Genomic DNA, 22002 nt, shown 5'->3' with positions numbered 1-22002 from the left:
GTCAGTCGCCGGTGGCCGGGGCTTCCGGCGCGGTTTCCGCGGCGTCGGCGGTCGCGTTGCCCGTGCGGAAGTCGACGAAGGCCTCGCCACGCATCTCGCGCAGGAACTGGTTCCACTCTTCTTCCAGCTTGCGTCGGCCGATCGTCTCGCGGGCCTGCGCACGCTGGTTCTCGTTGCCCACATCCGCTTCGCGGGTGCCGGTGCGCTGCACGATGTGCCAGCCGGCCTGGGTGCGGAAGGGCGTCGACACGGCGCTATCGGCGAGCGCGGACACCTGGGCGCCGAAATCCGGGCCGAACTGGTCCGGCGTGAACCAGCCCAGGTCGCCGCCAGCGGCCTGCGAACTGGGGTCCTCGGAGTGCTCGCGGGCGAGCGCGGCGAAGTCGGCGCCGCCGACGATGCGCGCGTGCAGCGTGTCAGCCTGGGCCTTGGCTTCGGCGGCGCTGGTGTTCTCGTCGACCCGGATCAGGATGTGGCTGGCGCGGACCTGCGTGACGACGCTGGGGCCGCCCTGGCCGGCGTCACGGGTCTCGACCAGCTGCAGGAGCTGGAAGCCACTGGGACCGCGGATCGGTGCGGTGACCTGTCCCGGGGCCATCTGCCGGACCAGGTTCGCGAACGCGGCCGGGATCTCGTTCTCGCCGCGCCAGCCCAGGTCGCCGCCTTCCAGCGCGTTCGGACTGTCGGAGTAGCGCACCGCGGCGGCGGCGAAATCCATCTCGCCCCGGTCGAGCAGGCTCTTGATGCCGAGGATCTTTTCCTCGCCGGTGGCGATCTGCTCGGGCGTGGCGCCCTCGGGCAGCGCGACCAGGATATGTGCCAGGTGGTACTGCTGGCCGGTGGCCTGCTGCGCCTCGAGAGCCGCGTCCACCTCGGCGTCGCTCACCGACACCTGGGTCTGGGCGAAACGCTGGCGCAGGCGCTGGACCAGCAGTTCGTCGCGGATGGAGTCGCGGAACTGGTCGAACGAGGTGCCGTCGGCGGCCAGCTGGGCACGCAACTGCTCGACACTCGCGCGGTTCTGCCCGGCGATGCCGGCGATGGCCTGGTCGACCTCCTGGTCGCTGACGCGCACGCCGGTGGCCTCGGCTCGCGCGACCTGCAGCTTGAGCAGCACCAGGCGCTCGGCGACCTGCCGCTCGAGCACGTCCGGCGGGGGCAGCTGCGCGGCGCGACCGGCGTACTGGGCACGGATGTTGCCGACCGCCCGGTCAAGCTCGCTCTGCAGGATGACGCCTTCGTCGACCACCACGGCGATGCCATCGATCGGCTGCACCTGTTGCGCCTGCACGGTCGCCGACAGCAGCGTGGCGGCGAGGACACACGCGAAAAATTTCTTCATGGAATCGGATCGAGGGAGTTGTCGAAATTGCCGGCGTCCACGGTGGAGGGCGGCACTAGATACAGATCTTCACGATCGTATCCGAGAATAGCACGGCTCAATATTTCCTCGGATTTCTGGCCGGCCGACCCCAGGCCCTTGAGCTCGAACTCGAGGCGGAGCGAGTCGTCCAGGTCGCCGTTGCGCTCGCGGATGTAGCGGCGGCCGACCAGGCGCACGGCCATGCAGCAGCTTTCCCACTGCACGCCGGCGATCGACTCGATCAGCTTGCGGTCCTCGATCGAGTAGTAGTACCGACCGACCACGCTCCAGTTCTGGTTGACCGGGTACAGGAACGACAGGTCGACCTGTTCGGTCAGCCCGCGCCGATAGCGGTAGCCCAGGTTGACCACGCCGGTGTCGCCGATCAGGTAGCGGGTACGGATGCTGGCGAGGTCCTGCCGGCGGTACTTCGGGTCCCACTGGTAGGCGGCGTTGATGCTCCAGCGGTCGCTCGGCGAGACGCCCAGCTCCGCCACCCAGGCCGACTCGCCCCGCTCGACCGGCTGCTCGTTGGGCGCCACCACCTGGCTGTCCTCGAAGTAGTGGATCTGGCCGATGCTGGCGGTCAGGCGCTCGCGGCCGTCCTCGCGGCTGATCAGGCGGGTGGTCAGGGCAGTAGTCAACTGGTTCGCGTCGACCTGGCGGTCCGGACCGGTGTAGCGGTTGTCGCGGAACAGTTGCCCCCAGCTGAAGGTCATCGGCCCGGTGTCGAAGATCGGCAGGTTCGACTGGTCCTCGTACGGGATATTGAGGTAGTAGATCCGCGGCTCAAGGGTCTGCAACCAGTCTTCGTCGCGGAACACGAACTCGCGGTCGAAGAACAGCCCGGCATCGAGCGAGGCGATCGGCAGGCTGCGGGTCGGCGAGGCGTCGCCACCGTTGGCCGCCGCCAACGCGTCGTCCAGTTTGTAGCTGGTGTGGCGCCACGCGACCTTCGGCGTCGCGAACCAGCCGTTGCCCTCGAGCGGCATGGCGACATAGGGCTTGAGGTCGATCCGGCTGCCTTCGTCGCGGACGTCGTGGTGGAACTGCACCGCCTCGGCATTCACCCCCAGCTCCAGCCAGTCACCGAACGGCTGCGCCCAGTTGACGAACGCGCGGGGCATCCGGTCGTACTGCAGGTTGCTTTCGGTAAGTGTGTAGTCGGCGAGTTGGTTGTGGTCGGCCATCAGCCCGGCGTCCCAGTACAGGCCGCGTCCGAACAGGCCGACCTCGCTGCGCAGGTTCCACGCCGACACGGCGAACTGGCTGTTGCTGAAATCCTCCAGGTAATGCGTGTCGCTGACCCAGCCGACATTGGCCATTGCGTGCCAATGGCTGCCCAGGTTGTGCACGCCCTTGAAGCGGAACTGCCCGCGGTTGTCGGTCGGCAAACCCTGCTCGGGGCCGGCGAGGTAGCGCTCGGGCTCGTCCTCGGGAAGCTTGTCCTTGGGCATCCATTCGCCCCACAACTCGCCACGACCGCCCGGGTACAGCCAGCGGAACTCGCCACCAAGCTGCACGCCGCGCTCGGTCATGATCCGCGGGGTCAGGGTGGCGTCGTAGTTCGGCGCGAGGTTGAGGTAGACCGGCTGCCGCCAGTCGAAGCCGTTGCGGCTGGACATGCGGATCGACGGCCACAGCAGACCGGTGCGGCGCCGGTCGTCGATCGGGAACATCAGCCACGGGACGTACAGCACCGGTACCTTGCCGATGCGCACCGTCGCGTTGCGGGCGACGCCCAGGCCTTCGGCGGTATCGATGTCGATGCGCTGCGCGCGCAGCTCCCACGACCGCTGCGACGGCGGGCAGGTGGAGTAGGTGGAGCCGATCAGCGCGCCCTGGTCGCCTTCCAGCTCGATCCTTTCGGCTCCGCCGTTGCCGCGTCGCCGGGTCAGCTGGTAGCGCAGGTCCTCGATGACGTGGGTGTCGGCTTCCTGGTCGCCATGTGCGCGCTCGGCGACGATGCGCATGCCGGCATCCTGGTAGCGCACGCTGCCTTCGGCGACGTAGGTGCCTTCCTCGCTGTGGTAGGTCAGCTTGTCGGTGCCGAGGAACTGGTCGCCGCGGCTGAGCTCGACGTTGCCCTGGAACACCGCGCTGTCTTCCTGGGTCGCGTTGAGCGCGTCGCCGGCGATGTCGGTCGGCAGGGTGGTGCGATCCTCTTCCGGGACCGCGTCAGACACCGGAACGTCGGCGAACGCCGGTACGGCGTCCTCTATCGGGCAGAGCCCCCAGTCCTCGACGTCTTCGGCCGCGTATGCCGGAAGGGCCACCGCGATGCACAGCGATAACGGGAGCAGGCGGAAGCTGGGATGCACGCGGCCATCCGTTGGTCGGAAACGGCCGCTAGCTTGCCGCATCGCCGGGGTGGCGGCAACGCGGCCCAAGGAGGCCTGACGGGAACATTCATGTTTGCGCAGAGCCGATGAAGACGGCCAGCGATGCCGCTGTGGTCACGCGCCGACAATTTTCCTGCCAGCCAGTGCATCGACGTGCGCAACGACTCCCTCGCGCAGCGCATCGAGGTCATACCCGCCTTCCAGCATCGACACGACCCGGCCCGACGCATGCCGGTCGGCAACTGCCACCAGTTCGCGCGTCAGCCAGCCGAAGTCATCGGGCGTGGCCTGCAGCGCGGCGAGTGGGTCACGCGCGTCGGCATCGAAGCCGGCCGAGATCAGCAGCAGCTGCGGCCGGTAGGCATTGACGACCGGCAGCAGTTGCTCCCACCACGCCGTGCGGAACGCGTCGCTGCCGGCGCCGGCCGGCAGCGGCACGTTGACGGTGTTACCGACCCCGCGTTCGTGGGACGCACCGGTGCCCGGATACAGCGCCGCCTGGTGGGACGACAGGTACATCACCCGGGGATCGGAGTGGAAGATGTCGGCGGTGCCGTTGCCGTGGTGGACGTCGAAGTCGACGATCGCGATGCGCTCCAGCCGGTGCCGGTCGCACGCGTGCGCCGCGGCGAGCGCGATGTTGTTGAACAGGCAGAACCCCATCGCGACCGAACCGGTGGCGTGGTGTCCGGGCGGACGCACGGCGCAGAACGCCCTCGCTACCTCCCCGGCCAGTACCGCGTCGGTTGCGGCGATGCCGGCGCCGGCGGCCCGCAGCGCGGCCTCGGCGGAGCCGGGGCCGAGCAGGGTATCGGCGTCCAGCGCCAGTGGGGTCGCCCCAAGCGGACAGGCCGTGTCCAGCACCCGCGCGACGAGTGCATCGCCATGCACGCGCAGCAGTTCGGCGCGGGTCGCGCGCGGCGCGTCGTGCCAGCGCGACTGCGGGAATGCGGCCGAAAGCGCGTCGATCACGGCAGCCAGTCGTGCCGGCCGTTCCACATGGGCGGTGCCGGCCAGGTGCGACAGGCAGGCGTCATGGGTGTAGAGCCGGGGCACGTTCACCGGCAGGGTGATCCGGACGGACCGGTGGACCGATTCAGCCCTTGCGCCGCTCGTGGTCCCACAGCACTTCGCCATGGCCGCTGGCGCGGGCGAGTACCCGTGCGAGCACGAACAGGAGGTCCGACAGGCGGTTGAGGTAGCGCACGGCCTCGGGCCGTACCGGCTCCACCCGCGAAAGCGCGACGGTCTCGCGCTCGGCGCGGCGCACCACGGTGCGGGCGATGTGGCAGCGTGCCGCCGCTTCGCCGCCGCCGGGCAGGATGAACTCGCGCAGGACTGGCAGGTCGGCGTTGAAGCGGTCCAGATGTTGTTCCAGCCGGGTGACGTCCTCGTCGCTGATGGCGGCGTGGCCGGGGATGCACAGCTCGCCCCCCAGGTCGAACAGCTGGTGCTGCACCGCGGTCAGCAGCACGCGTACGTCGTCGGCTACCTCGCTGGCGAGGATCAGCCCGATCGTCGAGTTGGCTTCATCGACGGTGCCGTATGCGGTGACGCGCAGCGAATCCTTGCCGACCCGGCTGCCGTCGCCCAGCCCGGTGCTGCCACCGTCGCCGGTCCGGGTGTAGATCTTGGACAGGCGGTTGCCCACGCTCAGACCGTCTGGGTGCGGAGCGCCGGCAGTTGCGAACGCAGCAGGCTGAAGCCACCGAACAGCACCGCCGAATAGAACAGCGTGCCGGCCAGCGACCACTGGAAGAACGGAATGCCGGCAACGTAGGCCGCCATCAGTCCGGCGGGGTCCTGCGAATACATCGGGTTGCCGAGCCAGGCACCGAAGTTGGTCACGGTGAAGAACAGCACCGCACCTGCGAGCGAGTAGCCCAGCACGCGGCCGCCGCCGACCCGCCCGCGCAGGCCGAAGCCCATCAGGGTGGTCAGCGCGATGCAGCCGTACACCAGCCAGATGCCGGCGCCGGAGAACCACTGCGCGTAAAGACCGCCGTGCATGGACGACAGCACGAGGTCGGACACGAACAGACCGGCCAGCGGCACGATCAGCGCCCAGCTGCGGTTGGCGAAGTAGGCGCCGCCGAACAGCGCGATGGCCGCCACCGGCGAGAAATTCGGCGGATGCGGCAGCACGCGGGTCAGCGCGGCGAGCACGATCAGGGCGGCGAGCACCAGCGGGCCGGGAGCGAAGATCGAGGAGGCAACGGGACGGTTCATCAGTGTCTGGGAGCAGGCCGGCAGGAGCCGTTAGCATAGCGCAATGGCTGACCTTCCCCCTTCCGCGGACCACCCCGCGACCCATGACGTGCTGATCGTCGGCGGTGGCCTGGTGGGCGCCAGCCTGGCGATCGCGCTGGAACACAGCGGGCTCGATGTCGGCCTGCTCGAGGCGGCCGCACCGGGATCGCTGCCGGCGGTGTTCGACGAGCGCAACCTGAGCTTCGGCGAGGCGACGGTCAATGCGCTGACCGCACTCGGGGTGATGCAGAAGCTGCGCACGCCGGGTGGCCCGATCGAGCGCATCCATGTAAGTCGCCGCGGCGACTTCGGTCGCAGCGTGATGCACGCGCGCGATTACGGCCGCGAGGTGTTCGGTCGGGTGGTGGTCGCGCGTGATTTCGGCGAGGCGTTGGAAGCGCGGCTGGCGGAACTGGGTGGTCTCCGTCGCTACCGGCCCATGCGCTTCGTCGACCTCGGCGCAGTGGAGGACGGGTACCGCGCCGTCACCGTCGCCGACGATGCCGGTGAACGCGTGCTGCGCACGCGGCTGTTGGTTGGCGCGGACGGCACCGCCAGCGCGGTACGTGCCGCGCTGGGCATCGAGGTGGACCGACACGACTACGGACAGAGCCTGTTCGTCACGCGCATGCGGGCGGCCCGCACGTCCGACGGTACCGCCTACGAGCGACTCGGCGACGACGGTCCGACTGCGCTGCTGCCGCGCGGGGACGGGCATTACGGATTGATCCACGGCGTCGCACGGGAGGATGCCGGCGCGGTCGCGGCCCTGGATGAAGCGGGATTCCTGGAACGCGCGCAGGACGCTTTCGGCTGGCGCGTCGGACGGTTCATCGCTTGTGGCCAGCGCAGCGTCTATCCAATCGCGCGCGTGGTCGCGCGTCAGCAGGTCGCCGAGCGGGCGGTGCTGATCGGCAACGCCGCCCAGACCATCCATCCGGTCGGCGCACAGGGCTTCAACCTCGGCCTGCGCGATGCACTCACGCTGGCCGAGCTGGTCGCTCCGCGCCGGCACGATGGCGATACCGTCGAAGATGCCGGTGCATCCGACCCTGGCGATGCCGCCTTGCTGGCGCGTTACGTCGAACGGCGCAACGCCGACCGCAGTCGCACGCTGGCGTTCTCCGACGGGTTGGCACGGGTGACCGCCAATCCGGCCGGCGTGATGCGGCCCTTGCGCGGCCTCGGCCTGTTCGCGCTCGACCGCTTGCCCGCCTTGCAGGCGGCCCTGGTCGGCGGCGCGCTGGGATATCGCGGTGACGTGCCGGCGTTGTGCCGGGCCCCGGGGCTGGCCGGATGAGCCGGCAGCCGATGCTCGACGTCGTGGTGGTCGGTGCCGGCGTGGTCGGTGCGGCGACCGCACTGGCGTTTGCGCGCGACGGATTGCGGGTGGCATTGGTGGAATCGCGCGAGCCCGCGCGCTGGCAGGCGTCCGCGCCGGACCTGCGGGTCTACGCGTTCGCACCGGACAACGCCGCGCTGCTGGACGACCTGGGCGTGTGGGACTCGATCCGTGCCGCGCGCCTGCAGCCCTACCGCGCGATGCGCATCTGGGATGCCGCCGGTGGCGGCGAGCTGGTGTTCGACGCCGATCGCCTCGGGCAGGCGCAACTTGGTTGGATCGTCGAGAATGGTCTGCTGGTCGACCGGTTGTGGGCCGCGCTGCCGGGTGCGGGGGTCGAGTTGCACTGCCCGGACGCCGCAACCGCGCTGGAGCAGGATGACGACGGCGCCGTGCTTGCGCTCGAATCGGGCCGGCGCCTGCGCGCGCGGCTTGTGGTCGCGGCCGACGGCGCCGACTCGCCGGTGCGCGCCATGGCCGGCATCGAGGCACCGCGGCATGACTATGGCCAGCGTGGCCTGGTCGCCTACATCGACCACGAGCAGCCGCACCAGGCGACCTGTTGGCAGCGGTTCCTTCCTGGCGGTCCGCTGGCGTTCCTGCCCTGTACCCACGACGCCGGGCGGCCACGCAGCTCGATCGTATGGAGCCTGCCCGAATCCGAGGCGACGCGGCTGTTGGCGGTGGACGAGCCTGCGTTCCTGGCCGAGCTCGCGCATGCGTTCGACGGCCCGCTCGGCGGCTTGGTGGCGACCTCGAGCCGTGCCGCATTCCCGCTTCGCCGGCAACTGGCACGCAGCCAGGTGGCCGGCCGGGTTGTGCTGGTGGGCGACGCGGCGCACGCGGTGCACCCGCTGGCCGGGCAGGGCGTGAACCTCGGCTTGCGCGACGTGGCCGCGTTGCGGTCGGCGCTGGCCGAACCCATCTGTCGCGGTGGCGACGTCGGTCGTCCGGCGCGGCTGCAACGCTGGGCGCGTGCGCGGCGCAGCGACAATGCGCTGTCGGCCTTTGCATTCGAGGGTATCAACCGGCTGTTCTCGAACGATGCGCTGGCGCCAACGCTGTTGCGCGGAAGGCTGCTTGGTGCGGCCGGCAAGGTGGGGCCGCTGACGCGCGCGCTGTGGCGCCACGCCGCCGGGATCTGACCCCGGACACGACGACGCCCCGCACGGGGCGGGGCGCCGGGAGACTCCAACACGCGGGGCGGTTGGTCAATCCGCGGTGCGGTGATCCAGTTCTGCCTCGCTCAACAGCCCGTTGCGGTCGGCGTCGAGCGTGTCGAACCGCGCCGTCAGCCGTGCGTCCGCACTGGCTTCCGAACGGCTGATGCCGCCGTCGCCATCGAGGTCGACGCTGACGAAGTCGACCATCGGCGGGGTGGGCTTATGCTCGAGATCGGCTTTCACCGCGACATCGACGACCGGCGCGGGCACTGGCGCTACCGCCGGCACCGCGGGAACCGCCGGCATGGCCGGCACGGCAGGCACACCCGCAACGCCCGGATCAGCCGGGACCGCTGGTACTGCAGGCACGGCGGGCGCAGCGACGGTGGCATCGGCGGTAGCCAGTGCGGCGGCGGTCGCCACCTCGGTCGCGTCGTCGGCCACGGCTCCGGCGATACGCGCGCGCGCCGCGGCCTCACGGGCGCCGGCGGCCGCCGCGCGCTGCTGCGCACCCAGCTCGGCGGCATTCTTCTGCGCCTGCGCGTCCTCGGCGGCGCGCGACGCATCGATGGCGGCAGCTTGGGCGTCGATCGAGGCCTGGTCGGCTATCTCGGCAGTCGCTTCGGCGGCGAGTTCGCCGCGCAGGCTGGCGGCGGGCGTGTCACTGATGGATTCGGCGACGATCGCCGCCTCCTGGGCCGCCTCAGCCTTCAGCCTGGCCTGCTTGGCCGCTTCCAGCGCGACCTCCGCCTCCGCGGTCGCCTCGGCCTTGGCCTCGGCATCACTCATCGTGTCCTGCGCCATCACAGCGCCACTGGTGCCCAGCGCGGCAAGCAGCGCGAGCGTCAGTACATGGGTCCGGTTGTTCATGGAGCAGCCCTCACGGGTGGGAAGAGGGGCGATCCTGTGGTCTGTGGGGTCAACCCGCCGTGTAACTGGCCAATGCGCGCTGAACCCCGGCCTGCGCGCAGCTGAATGGCGCTGTCCGGTTCGGCGCGGGCGTCAGCGCGGCCTGGCGAACACCGTGATCTCCTCACGGTCGTGGTAGAGCTGCCGGGCGCGCACCACCAGCGGCCGGTGCGCCTGGTGCTCGAACGCTTCCAGGCAGATGCGCGTTTCTTCCCAGCGCTTCTTCATCGGAAGCTTGAGGTTGAAGATCGCGTGCCGGCACCAGTCCTCGCGGAACCAGGTGGCCATCCGGTCGGCGACGCGGCGCGGCTGCTCCACCATGTCGCAGACCATCCAGTCCAGGCGGCGGCGCGGCTGCCACTGGAAGCCGTCCTCGCGCAGGTGGTCGACCCGGCCGCTGTCCAGCAGGGCCTGCCGCAGTGGTCCGTTGTCGACCGCGGTGACCTTCATGCCGTGGCGCATCAGCACCCAGGTCCAGCCACCGGGAGCGGCGCCGAGGTCGGCGGCCTGCATGTTGTCGCGGACCAGGCGCTCGCGCTCGTCATCGTCGAGCAGGGTCAGCAGGGCTTCCTCGAGCTTCAGCGCCGAACGGCTGGGCGCATCGGGGTGCATGCGCAGCCGCGGGATGCCCAGCGGCCAAGGCGAGCTGTCGTCCGGATCGCTGGTGGCCAGCACGATGTGGTGGCCGCTCAGGAAAATCACGTGCAGGCGCGGCCGGCGGGGATCGTCCTGGGCGGTCAGCCGGCCCGCCTTGCGCAGCGCCGGTCGCAGCGCGTTGCCGAAGCTGCGCGCGAGCCCGGCCAGCGGCTTGCCGGTGTCGGAATCGGGGTGCTCGAGCCAGAGGTCGCCGAACGGTGCGGTCGGGCCGAGTGCTTCCAGCGCGTCCAGCAGCGGGGTGATGCGGTCGGTCGGGTCCAGCCCCCGCAGGTCGGCCAGGCGCACCAGCTTCTGCCGGGCGAACACGAGTCGCTCGAACGGCAAGGCACGCGTGAGGGCGGCGCCATCCTCGCCGATGAACTCGACGAAGCCGGCGCCACGCTCGGCACGCGCGTAGCCGGGCTGGCCGGCGAGGGCCGCGCGTTCGGTGAGTTCGGCAGCGAGTTCGGGTTCGAAGCCGGCGCGGCACCAGCAGAACAGGGCGTCGGTCATGCCGCCAGTGTGCAGCAGCGGCCGGGGACGCGATAGTCGCGTCGCTGGCGAGCAGGCCCCCGCCACCTCAGTAATTCACGCCGCCGAGTTCGCCGTAGGCGCGCAGGACGTCGCGTGCCTCGTCGCGGAGCAGGTCGCGCACGACCTCGATCCCGCGGCGCTCCAGCTCGCCGACCCAGTCCGCCGGCAGCGGGCCTTCGTCGAACTCGGTCAGTGCCTCGGTGTCCTCGCTGCGCGCGCCGATCAGCAGCCGGTCGATGCCGGCCCAGAAGCTGGCGCCGTAGCACTGGCAGCATGGCTGGGCCGAGGTGGCCAGGGTGATGGGGCCTGCGGGCACGCCCGGTTCCAGCTCGTTGAGGCGTGCACGCTGGGTGCGCTGCTGGGCCAGCATGAATGCCATCGTCTCGGCATGGGCCAGCGAGCAGTTGTGCGGCACCACGCGGTTGACCCCGACCGCGATGATGCGGTCGTCGCGACCGAACACCGCGGCGCCGAACGGTCCGCCGGTGCGTGCCTCGATGTTGCGTCGCGACAGGTCGATCGCCAGCGCCACTTTGTCGGCGTCACCGGTATAGGCAAGCGTGGTGTCGACGGCCTCATGCACCCAGGGCGGAAGCGTCAGGTGGATCTGCGCGTACAGCATCAGTCGAGCAGGGCCCGGCTGTCGCCCTGGCACTGGCCCTGCACGCACTGACAGCTGCTGATCGCCGGAAAGCCGCAGACCGACGCCATGCCGCTCTTCGCGCATGCGGCCTGCACCCCCTCGGGGTCGGTGGGGCTGTTGACGTTCACGCACGCGGGGTAATGGCCGCAGCAGTTGCCGACGTTCTTGACGGTGCAGTCGGCGTCGGTGCTGCAGCTGCGGTCCACCTGCACGGTGCCTACGGGTTGGCCGGCGCCGGCCGCGGGCCGCTCGATCATGCGCGGGGGCAACGGGGTCGAGCGAGGCGGTGGGGCGACCGCATCGGCCGCGTCGCCAGCCGTGGGTTGCGTCGCCTCGGGTGCGTTGGCTGGCGAGTTGCCGGCGCTGGTGGTGGGTGCCGCACAGGCAGTCAGCACCAGCGCGCACGCGCCGAAGACGAGTGCCAGCAGGCGGTTGCGGAGGGGGGAACGGTCGGTCATCACCAAACTCCTGTGCGGATCCGGGTCAGATCTTGCCGGCCCAGGTGTCACGCAGCGTGACGCTGCGGTTGAACACCGGGGCATTGGCCGCGTGGTCCCGGCGGTCGGCGACGAAATAGCCAAGCCGCTCGAACTGGAACGATTGCTCGGGCGCCGCATCGGCGACGGACGGCTCGACATAGCCTCGCGCAGTGCTGCGCGAGGCGGGGTTCAGATGGTCCTGGTAGGTCTTGCCGTCACTGTCGTCGTCGGGGTCGGCGACCGAGAACAGGCGGTCGTACAGGCGGATCTCGGCCGGGACGGCGTGGCGCGCGCTGACCCAGTGGATGGTGCCCTTGATCTTGCGGTTGGCGCCTTCCATGCCGGGGCGCGATTCGGGATCGAGCGTGCCGTGCAGCTCGACCACGTTGCCCGCCTCGTCCTTGACCACTTCATCGCAGCGCACGATCCCGGCGCCGCGAAGCCGCACTTCGCCACCGGGGATGAGCCGCTTGAAACCCTTCGGGGGCACTTCGGCGAAGTCGTCGCGTTCGATCCACAGTTCATTGGAGAACGGCACCTCGCGGCTGCCGAACGCCTCGTCCTTGGGGTGGTTGGCGAAGCCCAGCGTCTCGACGTGGTCCTCGGGCAGGTTGGTCAGCACCAGCTTCAGCGGCTCGACCACGGCCATCCGGCGCGGCGCGGCGACGTCCAGGTCCTCGCGCAGGCAGCCTTCCAGCACCGAGAAGTCGATCAGGGAGTTCTGCTTGCTGACGCCGAGCCGCTCGGCGAACAACCGCAGCGACGCCGGCGTGTAGCCGCGGCGGCGGATGCCCTGCAGGGTCGGCATGCGCGGGTCGTCCCAGCCATCGACCAGCCCGGCTTGCACCAGCGCCATCAGCTTGCGCTTGCTCATCACCGTGTAGTTGAGGTTGGCCCGTGAGAACTCGATCTGGCGCGGCTTGCTGGCCTCGAACGGCAGCCCGTTGGCGGTCAGCGGCTCCAGCAGCTCGGGCGAGTGGGCCAGGTCGACCTTATCGACGCACCAGTCATACAGCGGCCGGTGGTCCTCGAACTCCAGCGTGCACAGCGAGTGGGTGATGCCCTCGATGGCGTCGCTGAGCGAGTGTGCGTAGTCGTACATCGGGTAGATCGGCCACGCGTCGCCGGTGTTCTGGTGCGGCACCTTCTTGATCCGGTAGATCGCGGGGTCGCGCAGGTTGATGTTGCCGCTGGCCATGTCGATCTTCGCGCGCAGGGTGCGGCTGCCGTCGGCGAACTCGCCGGCGCGCATGCGGCGGAACAGGTCGAGGTTCTCCTCCACGCCGCGGTTGCGGAACGGCGACTCGCGGCCGGGCTCGGTCAGGCTGCCGCGGTATTCGCGCACCTGCTCGGCGGTGAGGTCGCAAACAAACGCGTCACCCTGCCGGATCAGCTTCTCGGCGCCGCGGTAGAACACCTCGAAATAGTCCGAGGCGTGGCGCAGCTCGTGCCACTCGAAGCCGAGCCAGCGGACGTCGTCCTGGATCGCAGCGACGTACTCGGGGTCTTCCTTCACCGGGTTGGTGTCGTCCAGGCGCAGGTTGCAGACGCCGCCGAACTCCGCCGCGATGCCGAAGTCCAGGCAGATCGCCTTGGCGTGGCCGATGTGCAGGTAGCCGTTGGGCTCCGGCGGGAAGCGGGTCTTGACCGCCGTGTGCTTGCCGCTGGCGAGGTCGTCGCGGACGATCTGCCGGATGAAGTCCTGGCGGACGGGCGCAGCGCCCGGCGTGGCGGTTTCATCGGCGGAGGGGGGGCGGTTGGAAGACATGCGTCGGCAACAGGCGAGGGGAAGCGGCCAGTTTAGCCGCCCTGCCGATCACGCGGGCGGGCGTATCCTCGCGGTTGACCCGCCGGAGAACGCCATGAAGGTCGTGTACGACGCCGCCAACATCATCGATGCGCACCTGATCCGCCACGCGCTGGAAGCGGCGGAGATCCCGGTGTTCCTCAAAGGAGAGGCGCTGGTTGGCGGAATGGGCGAGTTGCCGCTGTTCGGCGTGGTCCAGGTCTGCGTGCCCGCGTCGGCGTGGCCGGCGGCACGCGAGGTGGTCGAGTCGGTCGGGCTGGGCGCCGCGGCGGCCGATCCCCAAGCGGAAGGGGACTGGGTCGACGGGGTGCTTCCGGCCTGACCGCACCGCTGTCCGTAGCGTGCGTCAGCCGGCGGCGGGCGGCTCAAGCAACCCGGGCGACAACCCGCGGAACTCCTCGGCCAACTGCCGGAGGAAGCCGTCCATCGCCGAGCTCCTGCGCCACACCATCGCGATCCGCCGGTGCGGCGCGCTGCCCTGGAACGGCACCAGTGCGATGTCCGGCGAGGGCGGCACCGGCGGCTGCACCGCCAGCACCGGCAACAACGTGATGCCGACCCCGGCGGCCACCATCTGCCGCAGGGTCTCCAGGCTGGTGGCACGGAATCCGTCGCGCTCGTCCGCGCCGGCCATCCGGCACACCTCCAGCGCCTGGTCGCGCAGGCAGTGGCCCTCCTCGAGCAACAGCAGGTGGCGGTCGTCGAGTGCGTCCAGCGCAAGGTCGCGTTGCCCGGCCAGAGCGTGGTCGGCCGGTACCGCCAGCACGAAGGGTTCGTCGAACAGGGGTTCGAGGTGGAGCTGCTCGTCGTGCAGCGGCAACGCAAGGATGCCGGCATCCAGGCGACCATCGCGCAGCCGCTCCAGGATCTGGTCGGTCTTCTCCTCGACCAGCAGCAGTTCCAGCCGCGGGAAGCGCTTGCGCACGCCGGGCAGTACATGCGGCAACAGGTAGGGCGCCAGGGTCGGGAACAGGCCGAGCTTGACCGTGCCGGCCTCCGGGTCCTGGCTGCGCCGGGCGATCTCGCCCATCTGCTCGACCTCGGCGATCACCCGGCGCGCGCGCTGGGCGATGTCCAGTCCAACCGGCGTGAGCATCACCCGTCGCGGCGCCCGCTCGACCAGTGCGACGCCGAGCTCGTCCTCGAGCTTGCGGATCTGGGTCGACAGGGTCGGTTGGCTGACGAAGCACGCCGCCGCCGCGCGGCCGAAGTGCCGGTGGTCGGCCAGGGCAACCAGGTATTTGAGGTCGCGCAGGTTCATGGCGTGGTCGGCCGGGCCGCGACCCGCACGGACGGGTCGCGGCGAAGGCTCAGGCGGCCTGTTGCTGCTCGGGCGCGGAGGTGCGGATCAGGTGGTCGAACGCGCTCAGCGCGGCGGTCGATCCGGCGCCCATCGCGATCACGATCTGCTTGTACGGCACCGTGGTCGCGTCGCCGGCGGCGAACACGCCCGGGACCGAGGTCGCACCGCGCTCGTCGATCACGATCTCGCCGCGCGGGCTCAGCTCCACCGTGCCCTTCAACCACTCGGTGTTGGGCAGCAGGCCGATCTGGACGAAGATGCCGGCGAGCTCGACCGTCTGCGACTCGCCGGAGCTGCGGTCCCTGTAGACCAGTCCGGTGACCCGCTGGCCGTCGCCGAGCACCTCGGTGGTCTGCGCGTTGAGCAGGATGTCGACGTTGCCGAGGCTGCGGAGCTTGCGCTGCAGCACCTCGTCGGCACGCATGCGGGTGTCGAACTCGATCAGGGTGACGTGCTCGACGATGCCGGCCAGGTCGATGGCCGCCTCCACGCCGGAGTTGCCGCCGCCGATCACCGCCACGCGCTTGCCCTTGAACAGCGGGCCGTCGCAGTGCGGGCAGTAGGCCACGCCCTTGTTGCGGTATTGCTCCTCGCCGGGCACGCCCATCTGGCGCCAGCGTGCACCGGTCGACAGGATCACGCTGCGCGACCGGAGCGAGGCGCCGTTCTCGAGCTGCACCTCGATCAGACCGCCGGGCTCGCTGGCCGGAACCAGCGCGGTTGCGCGCTGCAGGTTCATCACGTCGACGTCGTACTCGCGGACATGCTGCTCCAGCGCCACGCCGAGCTTGGGACCCTCGGTGTACTGCACCGAGATGAAGTTCTCGATCGCGAGCGTGTCGAGCACCTGGCCGCCGAAGCGCTCGGCTGCGACGCCGGTGCGGATGCCCTTGCGCGCGGCGTAGATCGCCGCCGCCGCGCCGGCCGGGCCGCCGCCGACCACCAGCACGTCGAACGCGTCCTTGGCCCTGATCTTCCCGGCCTCGCGCTCGGCGGCGCCGGTGTCGAGCCGGGCGACGATCTGCTCGATCGTCATCCGGCCCTGGTCGAACGGCTTGCCGTTGAGGAACACGGTCGGCACCGACATCACTTCGCGCGCCTCGACCTCGTCCTGGTACAGCGCGCCGTCGATGGCGACGTGGTGGATGTTGGAATTCAGCACGCTCATCAGGTTCAGCGCCTGCACCGTGTCCGGGCAGCTCTGGCAGGACAGCGACATGAACGTCTCGAAATGGAACTCGCCCTCGAGGTCGCGGACCTGGTTCGCCAGTTCCTCCTCGATCTTGGGCGGGTGGCCGCCGACCTGCAGCAGCGCCAGCACCAGCGAGGTGAACTCGTGGCCCATCGGAATCGCGGCGAAGCGCACGCCGACGTCGGTGCCGGCGCGGTTGATCGCGAACGACGGCTTGCGCGCGTCATCGCCGTCGCGCCGGGTGATCCTGTCCGACAGCGAGGCGATGTCCGACAGCAGCGCGTCGAGTTCGCGCGACTTGTCGCTGTCGTCGAGGGAGGCGACCAGCTCGATCGGCTGGGTCAGCTTTTCCAGGTAGGCCGACAACTGGGCCTTGAGATTGGCGTCGAGCATGGCAATGGCTCCAGTGCGTGGATTCGGGGAGGGTGTGGGCGTTTGCAGGAGCGGCCTGGGCCGGGGGAGGGAGCCGGGAGGGAGAAACCGGCGACAGCGCAGGCCGCTTTTGCAAACACCAGGCGGCGGGGAGCGCCCCGGCGGGAGGCCGGGGCGCGCCGGGGGTCAGATCTTGCCGACCAGGTCGAGCGACGGCTTCAGGGTCTCGGCGCCTTCCTGCCACTTGGCCGGGCACACCTCGCCCGGGTGGCTGGCGACGTACTGGGCAGCCTTGACCTTGCGCAGCAGCTCACTGGCGTCGCGGCCGATGCCGTTGTCGTGGATCTCGCACAGCTTGATCTGGCCTTCCGGGTTGATCACGAAGGTGCCACGCAGGGCCAGGCCCTCTTCCTCGATCATCACGTCGAAGTTGCGGGTGATCGTGCCGGTCGGGTCGGCCAGCATGGTGTAGTTGACCTTCTTGATCGCCTCGGAGGTGTCGTGCCAGGCCTTGTGCGAGAAGTGGGTGTCGGTCGACACGCTGTAGATCTCGACACCGAGCTTCTTGAACTCCTCGTACTTGTCGGCCAGGTCCTCGAGCTCGGTCGGGCAGACGAAGGTGAAGTCGGCCGGGTAGAACACGACCACGGACCACTTGCCCTTCAGGTCGGCTTCGGTCACTTCGATGAACTTGCCCTGCTTGAAGGCCTGGGCCTTGAACGGCTTGATTTCGGTATTGATCAGGGACATGCGTCGGTTCCTTCTCTATGGGTGGTTGGGAGGGGTGGGTGAGTCGATGGGGGCCATGTTAGGTCCGCCTATCGCTTTCGTAAAATCGATTGATGGAATTGTATTGATAGGTTTCATCTATCGATACCGCGCCCGGCGACCCGTAAAGCATGGGTCGCCGGGTGTTAGGCACATGCGAGCAGGCCGCCCATGACGATCGTCATGCGTGCGCGACCGCCCCGGCCCGTTAAGGTCGGCCAGTCATCCAGCCGGGGAACGCCATGCTTCGCATCCGCCATATCGCCTGCGCCGTCGCGCTGGCGCTGACCGCTCCTTCCGTAGCAATGGCCCAGGCCGACGTCGCGACGGACACGACCGACGCCGCGGTACCGACGGGCCAGTTGCCCCGCACGGTGGTGCCCGGGCTGGTCGAACTGGAGCTCAGGCTCGACCCGGGCCAGGAGCGCTTCTCCGGCCGCACCGTGATCCATGCGGATGTCGCCCGACCGACCGACGTCGTCTGGATGCATGGGCGGGACCTCGACATCCGCAGCGCCGAGGCGGTGCTCCCGGACGGCCGCCGCATCGCGCTGGAGGCCGAGCAGGTGCACGTCTCGGGCGTGCTGAAGTTGGCGGCTGCCGGGACCATCCCGGCCGGCGACGTCGACATCGAGATCGCTTTCGAGGCGCCCTACGGCAACCTGATGGGCGCCTACCGGGTCAAGCCGGACGGCGAGGACTACGTGGTCACCCAGATGGAACCGCTGGGCGCGCGCAGCACTTTTCCCGGCTTCGACGAGCCGAGCTTCAAGCAGCCCTGGGACGTGACCCTGATCGTCCCGGCCGACGACGTCGCCCTGTCCAACGGCCCGGAGGTCAGCACCGAAACCCTCGCGGACGGCTGGAAGAAGGTCACCTTCAAGCGGACCGAAGCGCTGCCGAGCTACCTGCTGGCGTTCGTGGTCGGCCCGTGGGACGTACCGGTGGGGCAGGACATCGCACCGCACGGCCCGCGCACCACGCCAGTGCCGCTGCGCGGGGTCGCGGCCAAGGGGCAGGGCGCCCGCATGCGTTACTCGCTGGAGAACACCCCACCGATGATCCATGCGATGGAGGACTACTTCGGCACGCCATACCCGTTCGCCAAGCTCGACAACGTCGCCGCGCCGGACTTCGGCGCCGGCGCGATGGAGAACGCCGGGCTGATCATCTACCGCGACACCCTGATGCTGATCGACGAGGACGCATCGGTCGGCCAGCGGCAGAGCTTCTGGGGCGTGAGCGCGCACGAACTCGCCCACCAGTGGTTCGGCAACCTGGTCACGATGGAGTGGTGGGACGACCTGTGGCTCAACGAGGCGTTCGCGACCTGGATGGGCAACAAGATCACCGGCCAGCTGCAGCCCGACTTCCACACCGACCGCAACATCCTCGAGGGCGGTCTGCGCGCGATGGGTGCCGACAGCCTGGCCAGCACCCGCCGCATCCACCAGCCGATCAGCAACTTCACCGAGATCTCGTCGGCGTTCGACGGCATCACCTACCAGAAGGGTGGCGCGGTGCTGTCGATGTTCGAGAACTACGTCGGCGAGGAGGCGTTCCGCGATGGCGTGCGTGCGTACCTGGCGGCCAACGCCCGTGGCAACGCGACCAGCACCGACCTGATCGATGCCATCGCCGCGCAGAGCGATGAACCCGAAGGCGTCAAGCGCGCCTTCCTGAGCTTCATCGACCAGCCCGGCGTGCCGATGGTCAAGGTCGATGTCGACTGCGCCGATGGCAAAGCGCCGGCGCTGGTGCTGCAGCAGCAGCGCTACCTGCCGCTGGGTTCGACCGCCAGCGCCGGGCAGGCCTGGGGCATCCCGATGTGCGTGCGCTACGCCGCCGACGGCACCGTGCACGAGCAGTGCGGCCTGGTCGAGGGCGCGCAGGCGCGGTTCGAGCTGGAGCAGGCGCAGTCCTGCCCCGCGTGGGTGATGCCGAACGCGCACGGCGACGGCTACTACCGGTTCGCACTGGCGCCGAAGTGGCAGCAGGCGCTGTCGGGCGCATTCGCCGACCTCGACGAGCGCGAACAGCGCGTCTACGCCGACTCGGCCGCCGCGGCATATGGCGCCGGCGAGCTGACCGTCGCGCAGATGATCGCCGCACTGCCGCAGTTCGCGACCGCCCGGTCGCGCCAGACGGCCACCGCCGGCATGGGCAACGTCGGCTGGATCGAGGACCACCTGCTGACCGACGAGGCGTCGCGTGCGGCGCTGCGCGCCCGCTTCGCCGACATCTACCGGCCGCGGTTGCAGTCGCTGGGCATGGTGTCGAAGGACGGTGAGAGCGACGACGATCGCCTGCTGCGCAGCACCCTGATCGGCTACTTCGCCGAAACGCTCGAGGACCCGGCGGTGCGTTCCGACTTCGTCCAGCGTGGCAACGCGGTGCTCGGCCTGGGCGGCGACGGCAAGCTGGATCCGGACGCGGTCGTGCAGGACCTGCGTGACACCGCGGTGTCGGTGGCGGTGCAGGATGGCGGCCCGGCCGCGTTCGACCTCGCCGAGAAGCACCTGCGCGCCAGCCAGGACGCGGTGATCCGGCGCGAACTGTTGTCGGCCATGGGCAGCGTGACCGACCCCGCGTTGGCCGAGCGGGCGCGTGCGTTCGTGCTCGAGCCGGGCCTGCTGCGGCTCAACGAGATCTACTACGTGATCTTCAGCCAGGCCGGTGAACCGGAAAACCGCGCCGCGCTGCGTGAGTGGCTGGAGGCCAACTACGACGCACTGCAGGCCAAGATGGCTCCGGGCGGTTCGGCCATCGCCAGTGCCTACGCGGCCGGAATGTGCAGCACCGCGGAAGCCGAAGCATTGCAGCAGCGCTTCGCCAAGCGCATGGAGACCATCGAGGGTGGACCGCTGGACCTGCGGCAGACGGTCGAAGGCATCGGCCTGTGCGCCGCCGCCAGGTCCGCGCGCATGGGGCAGCCGATCGAGTAGGCCCGACGAGCCGGGACGGAGGCGGCCGCGTCGCCCCCGTCCCTTGGCCGCAAAGCGCCCGTCTCCCCGCGTAGGATGGCCGGCCCTGCATGCCGCCAACCCGACCCGTTCCATGCCGCGCATCGACGCCATTCTCCGCGACGCCCGCACCGGGCTTGAGCCCGGCGACGCCGAGGCACTGCTGTGCCACGTGCTGGGCCGGCCGCGCAGCTGGCTTTACGCGCACGGCGACGATGAGCTCGACGAGGCCGGTGCAGCAGCGTTCGACGCATTGCTCGCTCGACGCCGCGATGGCATGCCGGTCGCCTACCTCACGGGCCGGCGGGGCTTCTGGCGCTTCGATCTCGATGTCGGCCCGGCGACGCTGATCCCGCGCCCGGAAACCGAACTGCTGGTCGAGCTCGCGCTCGAGCGGATGCCCAGCGACCGTCCGCTGCGCGTGGCCGACCTGGGCACTGGTACGGGCGCCATCGGGCTGGCACTCGCGTTCGAGCGGCCCGGGGCCGAGGTGATCGCCACCGATGCCAGCGTCGCCGCGCTCGAAGTGGCCGCCGGCAACGCGGCGAGGCTGGGGGTCGGCAACGTCACCTTCCGCCACGGCAACTGGCTCGCGCCGCTCGCAGGCGAACGGTTCGACCTGATCGCCAGCAACCCGCCGTACATCGCCGAAGGCGACCCGCACCTGGCGCACGGCGACCTGCGCTTCGAGCCGCCCACCGCGCTCGCGTCGGGCGTCGATGGCCTCGACGCGATCCGGGCGATCGCCGCCGACGCCCCCGCGCACCTCGTGCCGGGCGGCTGGTTGCTGGTCGAACACGGCTTCGACCAGGGGCCGCCCGTGCGCGCGCTGCTGGAGGCTGCCGGGTTCGAGGCGGTCGCCACCGCCACCGACCTCGAGCACCGCGACCGCGTCACCCTGGGCCGGCATCCCGGCCCGGCTGCGACGCGCGCACCGCGCGGCTAGACTGGGCGGCCCACCGCACCGAGCCCTGGCATGCGCAGTCTGTATCCCGAGATCCAGCCCTACGACACCGGTACCCTCCCCGTCGACGAGCGCCACACGCTCTACTACGAGCAGTGCGGCAACCCGGAAGGCAAACCGGTGGTGCTGTTGCACGGTGGGCCGGGTGGCGGCTGCAGCGACAAGATGCGTCGCTTCCACGACCCGGAGAAGTACAGGATCGTGCTGTTCGACCAGCGCGGCAGCGGCCGCTCCACCCCGCATGCGGACCTGGTCGACAACACCACGTGGCACCTGGTCGAGGACATCGAGACGCTGCGGGTCAAGCTGGGCATCGACCGCTGGCAGGTGTTCGGCGGCAGCTGGGGCTCCACCCTGGCGCTGGCCTATGCCGAGACCCACCCCAAGCGGGTCACCGAACTGGTCCTGCGCGGCATCTTCATGCTGCGCCGCTGGGAACTGGAATGGTTCTACCAGGAGGGTGCCAGCCGGCTGTTCCCGGAAGCCTGGGAGCACTACATCAAGGCAATCCCGGTGACCGAGCGGCATGACCTGATCAGCGCGTTCCACCGCCGCCTGACCAGCGACGACGACAAGACCCGCCTCGCCGCCGCCAAGGCCTGGAGCGTGTGGGAAGGCGCCACCAGCTTCCTTCATATCGACGAGGACTTTGCCAACAGCCACGAGGACCCGCAGTTCGCGCTGGCGTTCGCGCGCATCGAGAACCACTACTTCGTCAACAGCGGGTTCTTCGAGGTCGACGACCAGCTGTTGCGCGATGCCGGCAACCTCGCCGACATCCCGGGCGTGATCGTGCATGGCCGCTACGACGTGGTCTGCCCGGTGCAGAACGCGACCGACCTGCACAAGGCCTGGCCAAAATCGGAACTGGTGATCACCCCGGCATCGGGACACTCGGCGTTCGAGGCCGAGACGGTCGACGCGCTGGTGCGCGCGACCGACGCGTTCGCCTGACGCGCGTCCCCATCGCGG

General features: G+C 69.9%; 18 protein-coding genes and 1 pseudogene. 6 read left to right on the top strand and 13 right to left on the bottom strand.

From position 1 onward, the window contains the following. Nucleotide 1 precedes the first annotated feature (1 nt). The 5 genes from KOD61_RS10685 to KOD61_RS10665 all read right to left on the bottom strand — a co-directional run bounded on the left by KOD61_RS10685 (nucleotide 2) and on the right by KOD61_RS10665 (nucleotide 5934). Entirely contained in the window at nucleotides 2-1342 is a 1341-nt protein-coding gene (locus KOD61_RS10685) for a peptidylprolyl isomerase (RefSeq protein WP_215218654.1), read from the bottom strand. Next, nucleotides 1339-3684, bottom strand: a complete 2346-nt coding sequence (gene lptD / locus KOD61_RS10680) for an LPS assembly protein LptD (RefSeq protein ID WP_407074540.1) — start codon at nucleotides 3682-3684, stop codon at nucleotides 1339-1341. The genes KOD61_RS10685 and lptD overlap by 4 nt, the downstream gene beginning before the upstream one ends. A gap of 135 nt (nucleotides 3685-3819) precedes the next feature. Beyond that, complete coding sequence (locus tag KOD61_RS10675) at nucleotides 3820-4767, bottom strand: histone deacetylase family protein (RefSeq protein WP_251370579.1); 948 nt, start codon at nucleotides 4765-4767, stop codon at nucleotides 3820-3822. A gap of 34 nt (nucleotides 4768-4801) precedes the next feature. Further along, the gene (locus KOD61_RS10670) at nucleotides 4802-5356 is read right to left on the bottom strand and encodes a cob(I)yrinic acid a,c-diamide adenosyltransferase (protein ID WP_215218651.1); all 555 of its coding nucleotides are present in this window, start codon (nucleotides 5354-5356) and stop codon (nucleotides 4802-4804) included. A 2-nt stretch (nucleotides 5357-5358) separates the two neighbouring features. Continuing rightward, complete coding sequence (locus tag KOD61_RS10665; protein WP_215218650.1) at nucleotides 5359-5934, bottom strand: DUF6580 family putative transport protein; 576 nt, start codon at nucleotides 5932-5934, stop codon at nucleotides 5359-5361. Nucleotides 5935-5977: 43 nt separating this feature from the next. Here KOD61_RS10665 and ubiH point away from each other — a divergent pair, with 43 nt between their 5' ends. After that, nucleotides 5978-7255 carry a 2-octaprenyl-6-methoxyphenyl hydroxylase gene (gene ubiH / locus KOD61_RS10660; RefSeq protein WP_215218649.1) on the top strand — a complete coding sequence of 426 codons (1278 nt, stop codon included), beginning with the start codon at nucleotides 5978-5980 and terminating at the stop codon, nucleotides 7253-7255. Further along, the gene (locus KOD61_RS10655) at nucleotides 7252-8442 is read left to right on the top strand and encodes an FAD-dependent oxidoreductase (protein ID WP_215218648.1); all 1191 of its coding nucleotides are present in this window, start codon (nucleotides 7252-7254) and stop codon (nucleotides 8440-8442) included. Before ubiH ends, KOD61_RS10655 begins: the two co-directional genes overlap by 4 nt. A 66-nt stretch (nucleotides 8443-8508) precedes the next feature. Here KOD61_RS10655 and KOD61_RS13025 read toward each other — a convergent pair whose 3' ends face one another. From KOD61_RS13025 to KOD61_RS10630, 5 genes and pseudogenes are all read right to left on the bottom strand, one after another. Beyond that, nucleotides 8509-9330 carry a hypothetical protein gene (locus KOD61_RS13025; RefSeq protein ID WP_251370578.1) on the bottom strand — a complete coding sequence of 274 codons (822 nt, stop codon included), beginning with the start codon at nucleotides 9328-9330 and terminating at the stop codon, nucleotides 8509-8511. 132 nt (nucleotides 9331-9462) lie between these two features. After that, nucleotides 9463-10518: a 23S rRNA (cytidine(2498)-2'-O)-methyltransferase RlmM gene (gene rlmM / locus KOD61_RS10645; RefSeq protein WP_215218647.1), complete on the bottom strand. Its 1056-nt coding sequence runs from the start codon at nucleotides 10516-10518 to the stop codon at nucleotides 9463-9465. Nucleotides 10519-10585: 67 nt separating this feature from the next. Further along, the gene (locus tag KOD61_RS10640; RefSeq protein WP_215218646.1) at nucleotides 10586-11161 is read right to left on the bottom strand and encodes a nucleoside deaminase; all 576 of its coding nucleotides are present in this window, start codon (nucleotides 11159-11161) and stop codon (nucleotides 10586-10588) included. A 29-nt stretch (nucleotides 11162-11190) separates the two neighbouring features. Continuing rightward, a pseudogene (locus KOD61_RS10635) lies at nucleotides 11191-11439 on the bottom strand (hypothetical protein); the annotation flags it as partial. 226 nt (nucleotides 11440-11665) lie between these two features. After that, nucleotides 11666-13429: a glutamine--tRNA ligase/YqeY domain fusion protein gene (locus KOD61_RS10630; RefSeq protein WP_215218645.1), complete on the bottom strand. Its 1764-nt coding sequence runs from the start codon at nucleotides 13427-13429 to the stop codon at nucleotides 11666-11668. Nucleotides 13430-13523: 94 nt separating this feature from the next. Here KOD61_RS10630 and KOD61_RS10625 point away from each other — a divergent pair, with 94 nt between their 5' ends. Then, on the top strand, nucleotides 13524-13790 hold the full coding sequence (locus tag KOD61_RS10625; protein WP_215218644.1) for a putative signal transducing protein: 267 nt from the start codon (nucleotides 13524-13526) through the stop codon (nucleotides 13788-13790). 24 nt (nucleotides 13791-13814) lie between these two features. Here KOD61_RS10625 and oxyR read toward each other — a convergent pair whose 3' ends face one another. The 3 genes from oxyR to ahpC form a co-directional block, all read right to left on the bottom strand. Further along, nucleotides 13815-14729, bottom strand: coding sequence for a DNA-binding transcriptional regulator OxyR (oxyR, locus tag KOD61_RS10620; protein ID WP_215218643.1), 915 nt, complete (start codon nucleotides 14727-14729; stop codon nucleotides 13815-13817). A gap of 49 nt (nucleotides 14730-14778) precedes the next feature. After that, nucleotides 14779-16356: an alkyl hydroperoxide reductase subunit F gene (gene ahpF, locus KOD61_RS10615; RefSeq protein WP_215218642.1), complete on the bottom strand. Its 1578-nt coding sequence runs from the start codon at nucleotides 16354-16356 to the stop codon at nucleotides 14779-14781. A 165-nt stretch (nucleotides 16357-16521) separates the two neighbouring features. Continuing rightward, a complete protein-coding gene (gene ahpC, locus KOD61_RS10610; protein ID WP_215218641.1) occupies nucleotides 16522-17085 on the bottom strand; it encodes an alkyl hydroperoxide reductase subunit C in 564 nt (187 codons plus the stop codon). A gap of 260 nt (nucleotides 17086-17345) precedes the next feature. On the opposite strand from ahpC, the gene KOD61_RS10605 reads away from it, so the two are divergent. The 3 genes from KOD61_RS10605 to pip all read left to right on the top strand — a co-directional run bounded on the left by KOD61_RS10605 (nucleotide 17346) and on the right by pip (nucleotide 21984). Then, a complete protein-coding gene (locus KOD61_RS10605) occupies nucleotides 17346-20048 on the top strand; it encodes a M1 family metallopeptidase (protein WP_215218640.1) in 2703 nt (900 codons plus the stop codon). A 112-nt stretch (nucleotides 20049-20160) separates the two neighbouring features. After that, nucleotides 20161-21012 carry a peptide chain release factor N(5)-glutamine methyltransferase gene (gene prmC / locus KOD61_RS10600; protein ID WP_215218639.1) on the top strand — a complete coding sequence of 284 codons (852 nt, stop codon included), beginning with the start codon at nucleotides 20161-20163 and terminating at the stop codon, nucleotides 21010-21012. Between the two features lie 30 nt (nucleotides 21013-21042). Beyond that, nucleotides 21043-21984, top strand: a complete 942-nt coding sequence (gene pip, locus KOD61_RS10595) for a prolyl aminopeptidase (RefSeq protein WP_215218638.1) — start codon at nucleotides 21043-21045, stop codon at nucleotides 21982-21984. The last annotated feature ends 18 nt before the right edge of the window (nucleotides 21985-22002 follow it).

The sequence above is a fragment of the Lysobacter luteus genome (assembly GCF_907164845.1).
Taxonomy (GTDB): domain Bacteria; phylum Pseudomonadota; class Gammaproteobacteria; order Xanthomonadales; family Xanthomonadaceae; genus Novilysobacter; species Novilysobacter luteus.
This window is presented reverse-complemented; position numbering and strand designations above follow the sequence as displayed.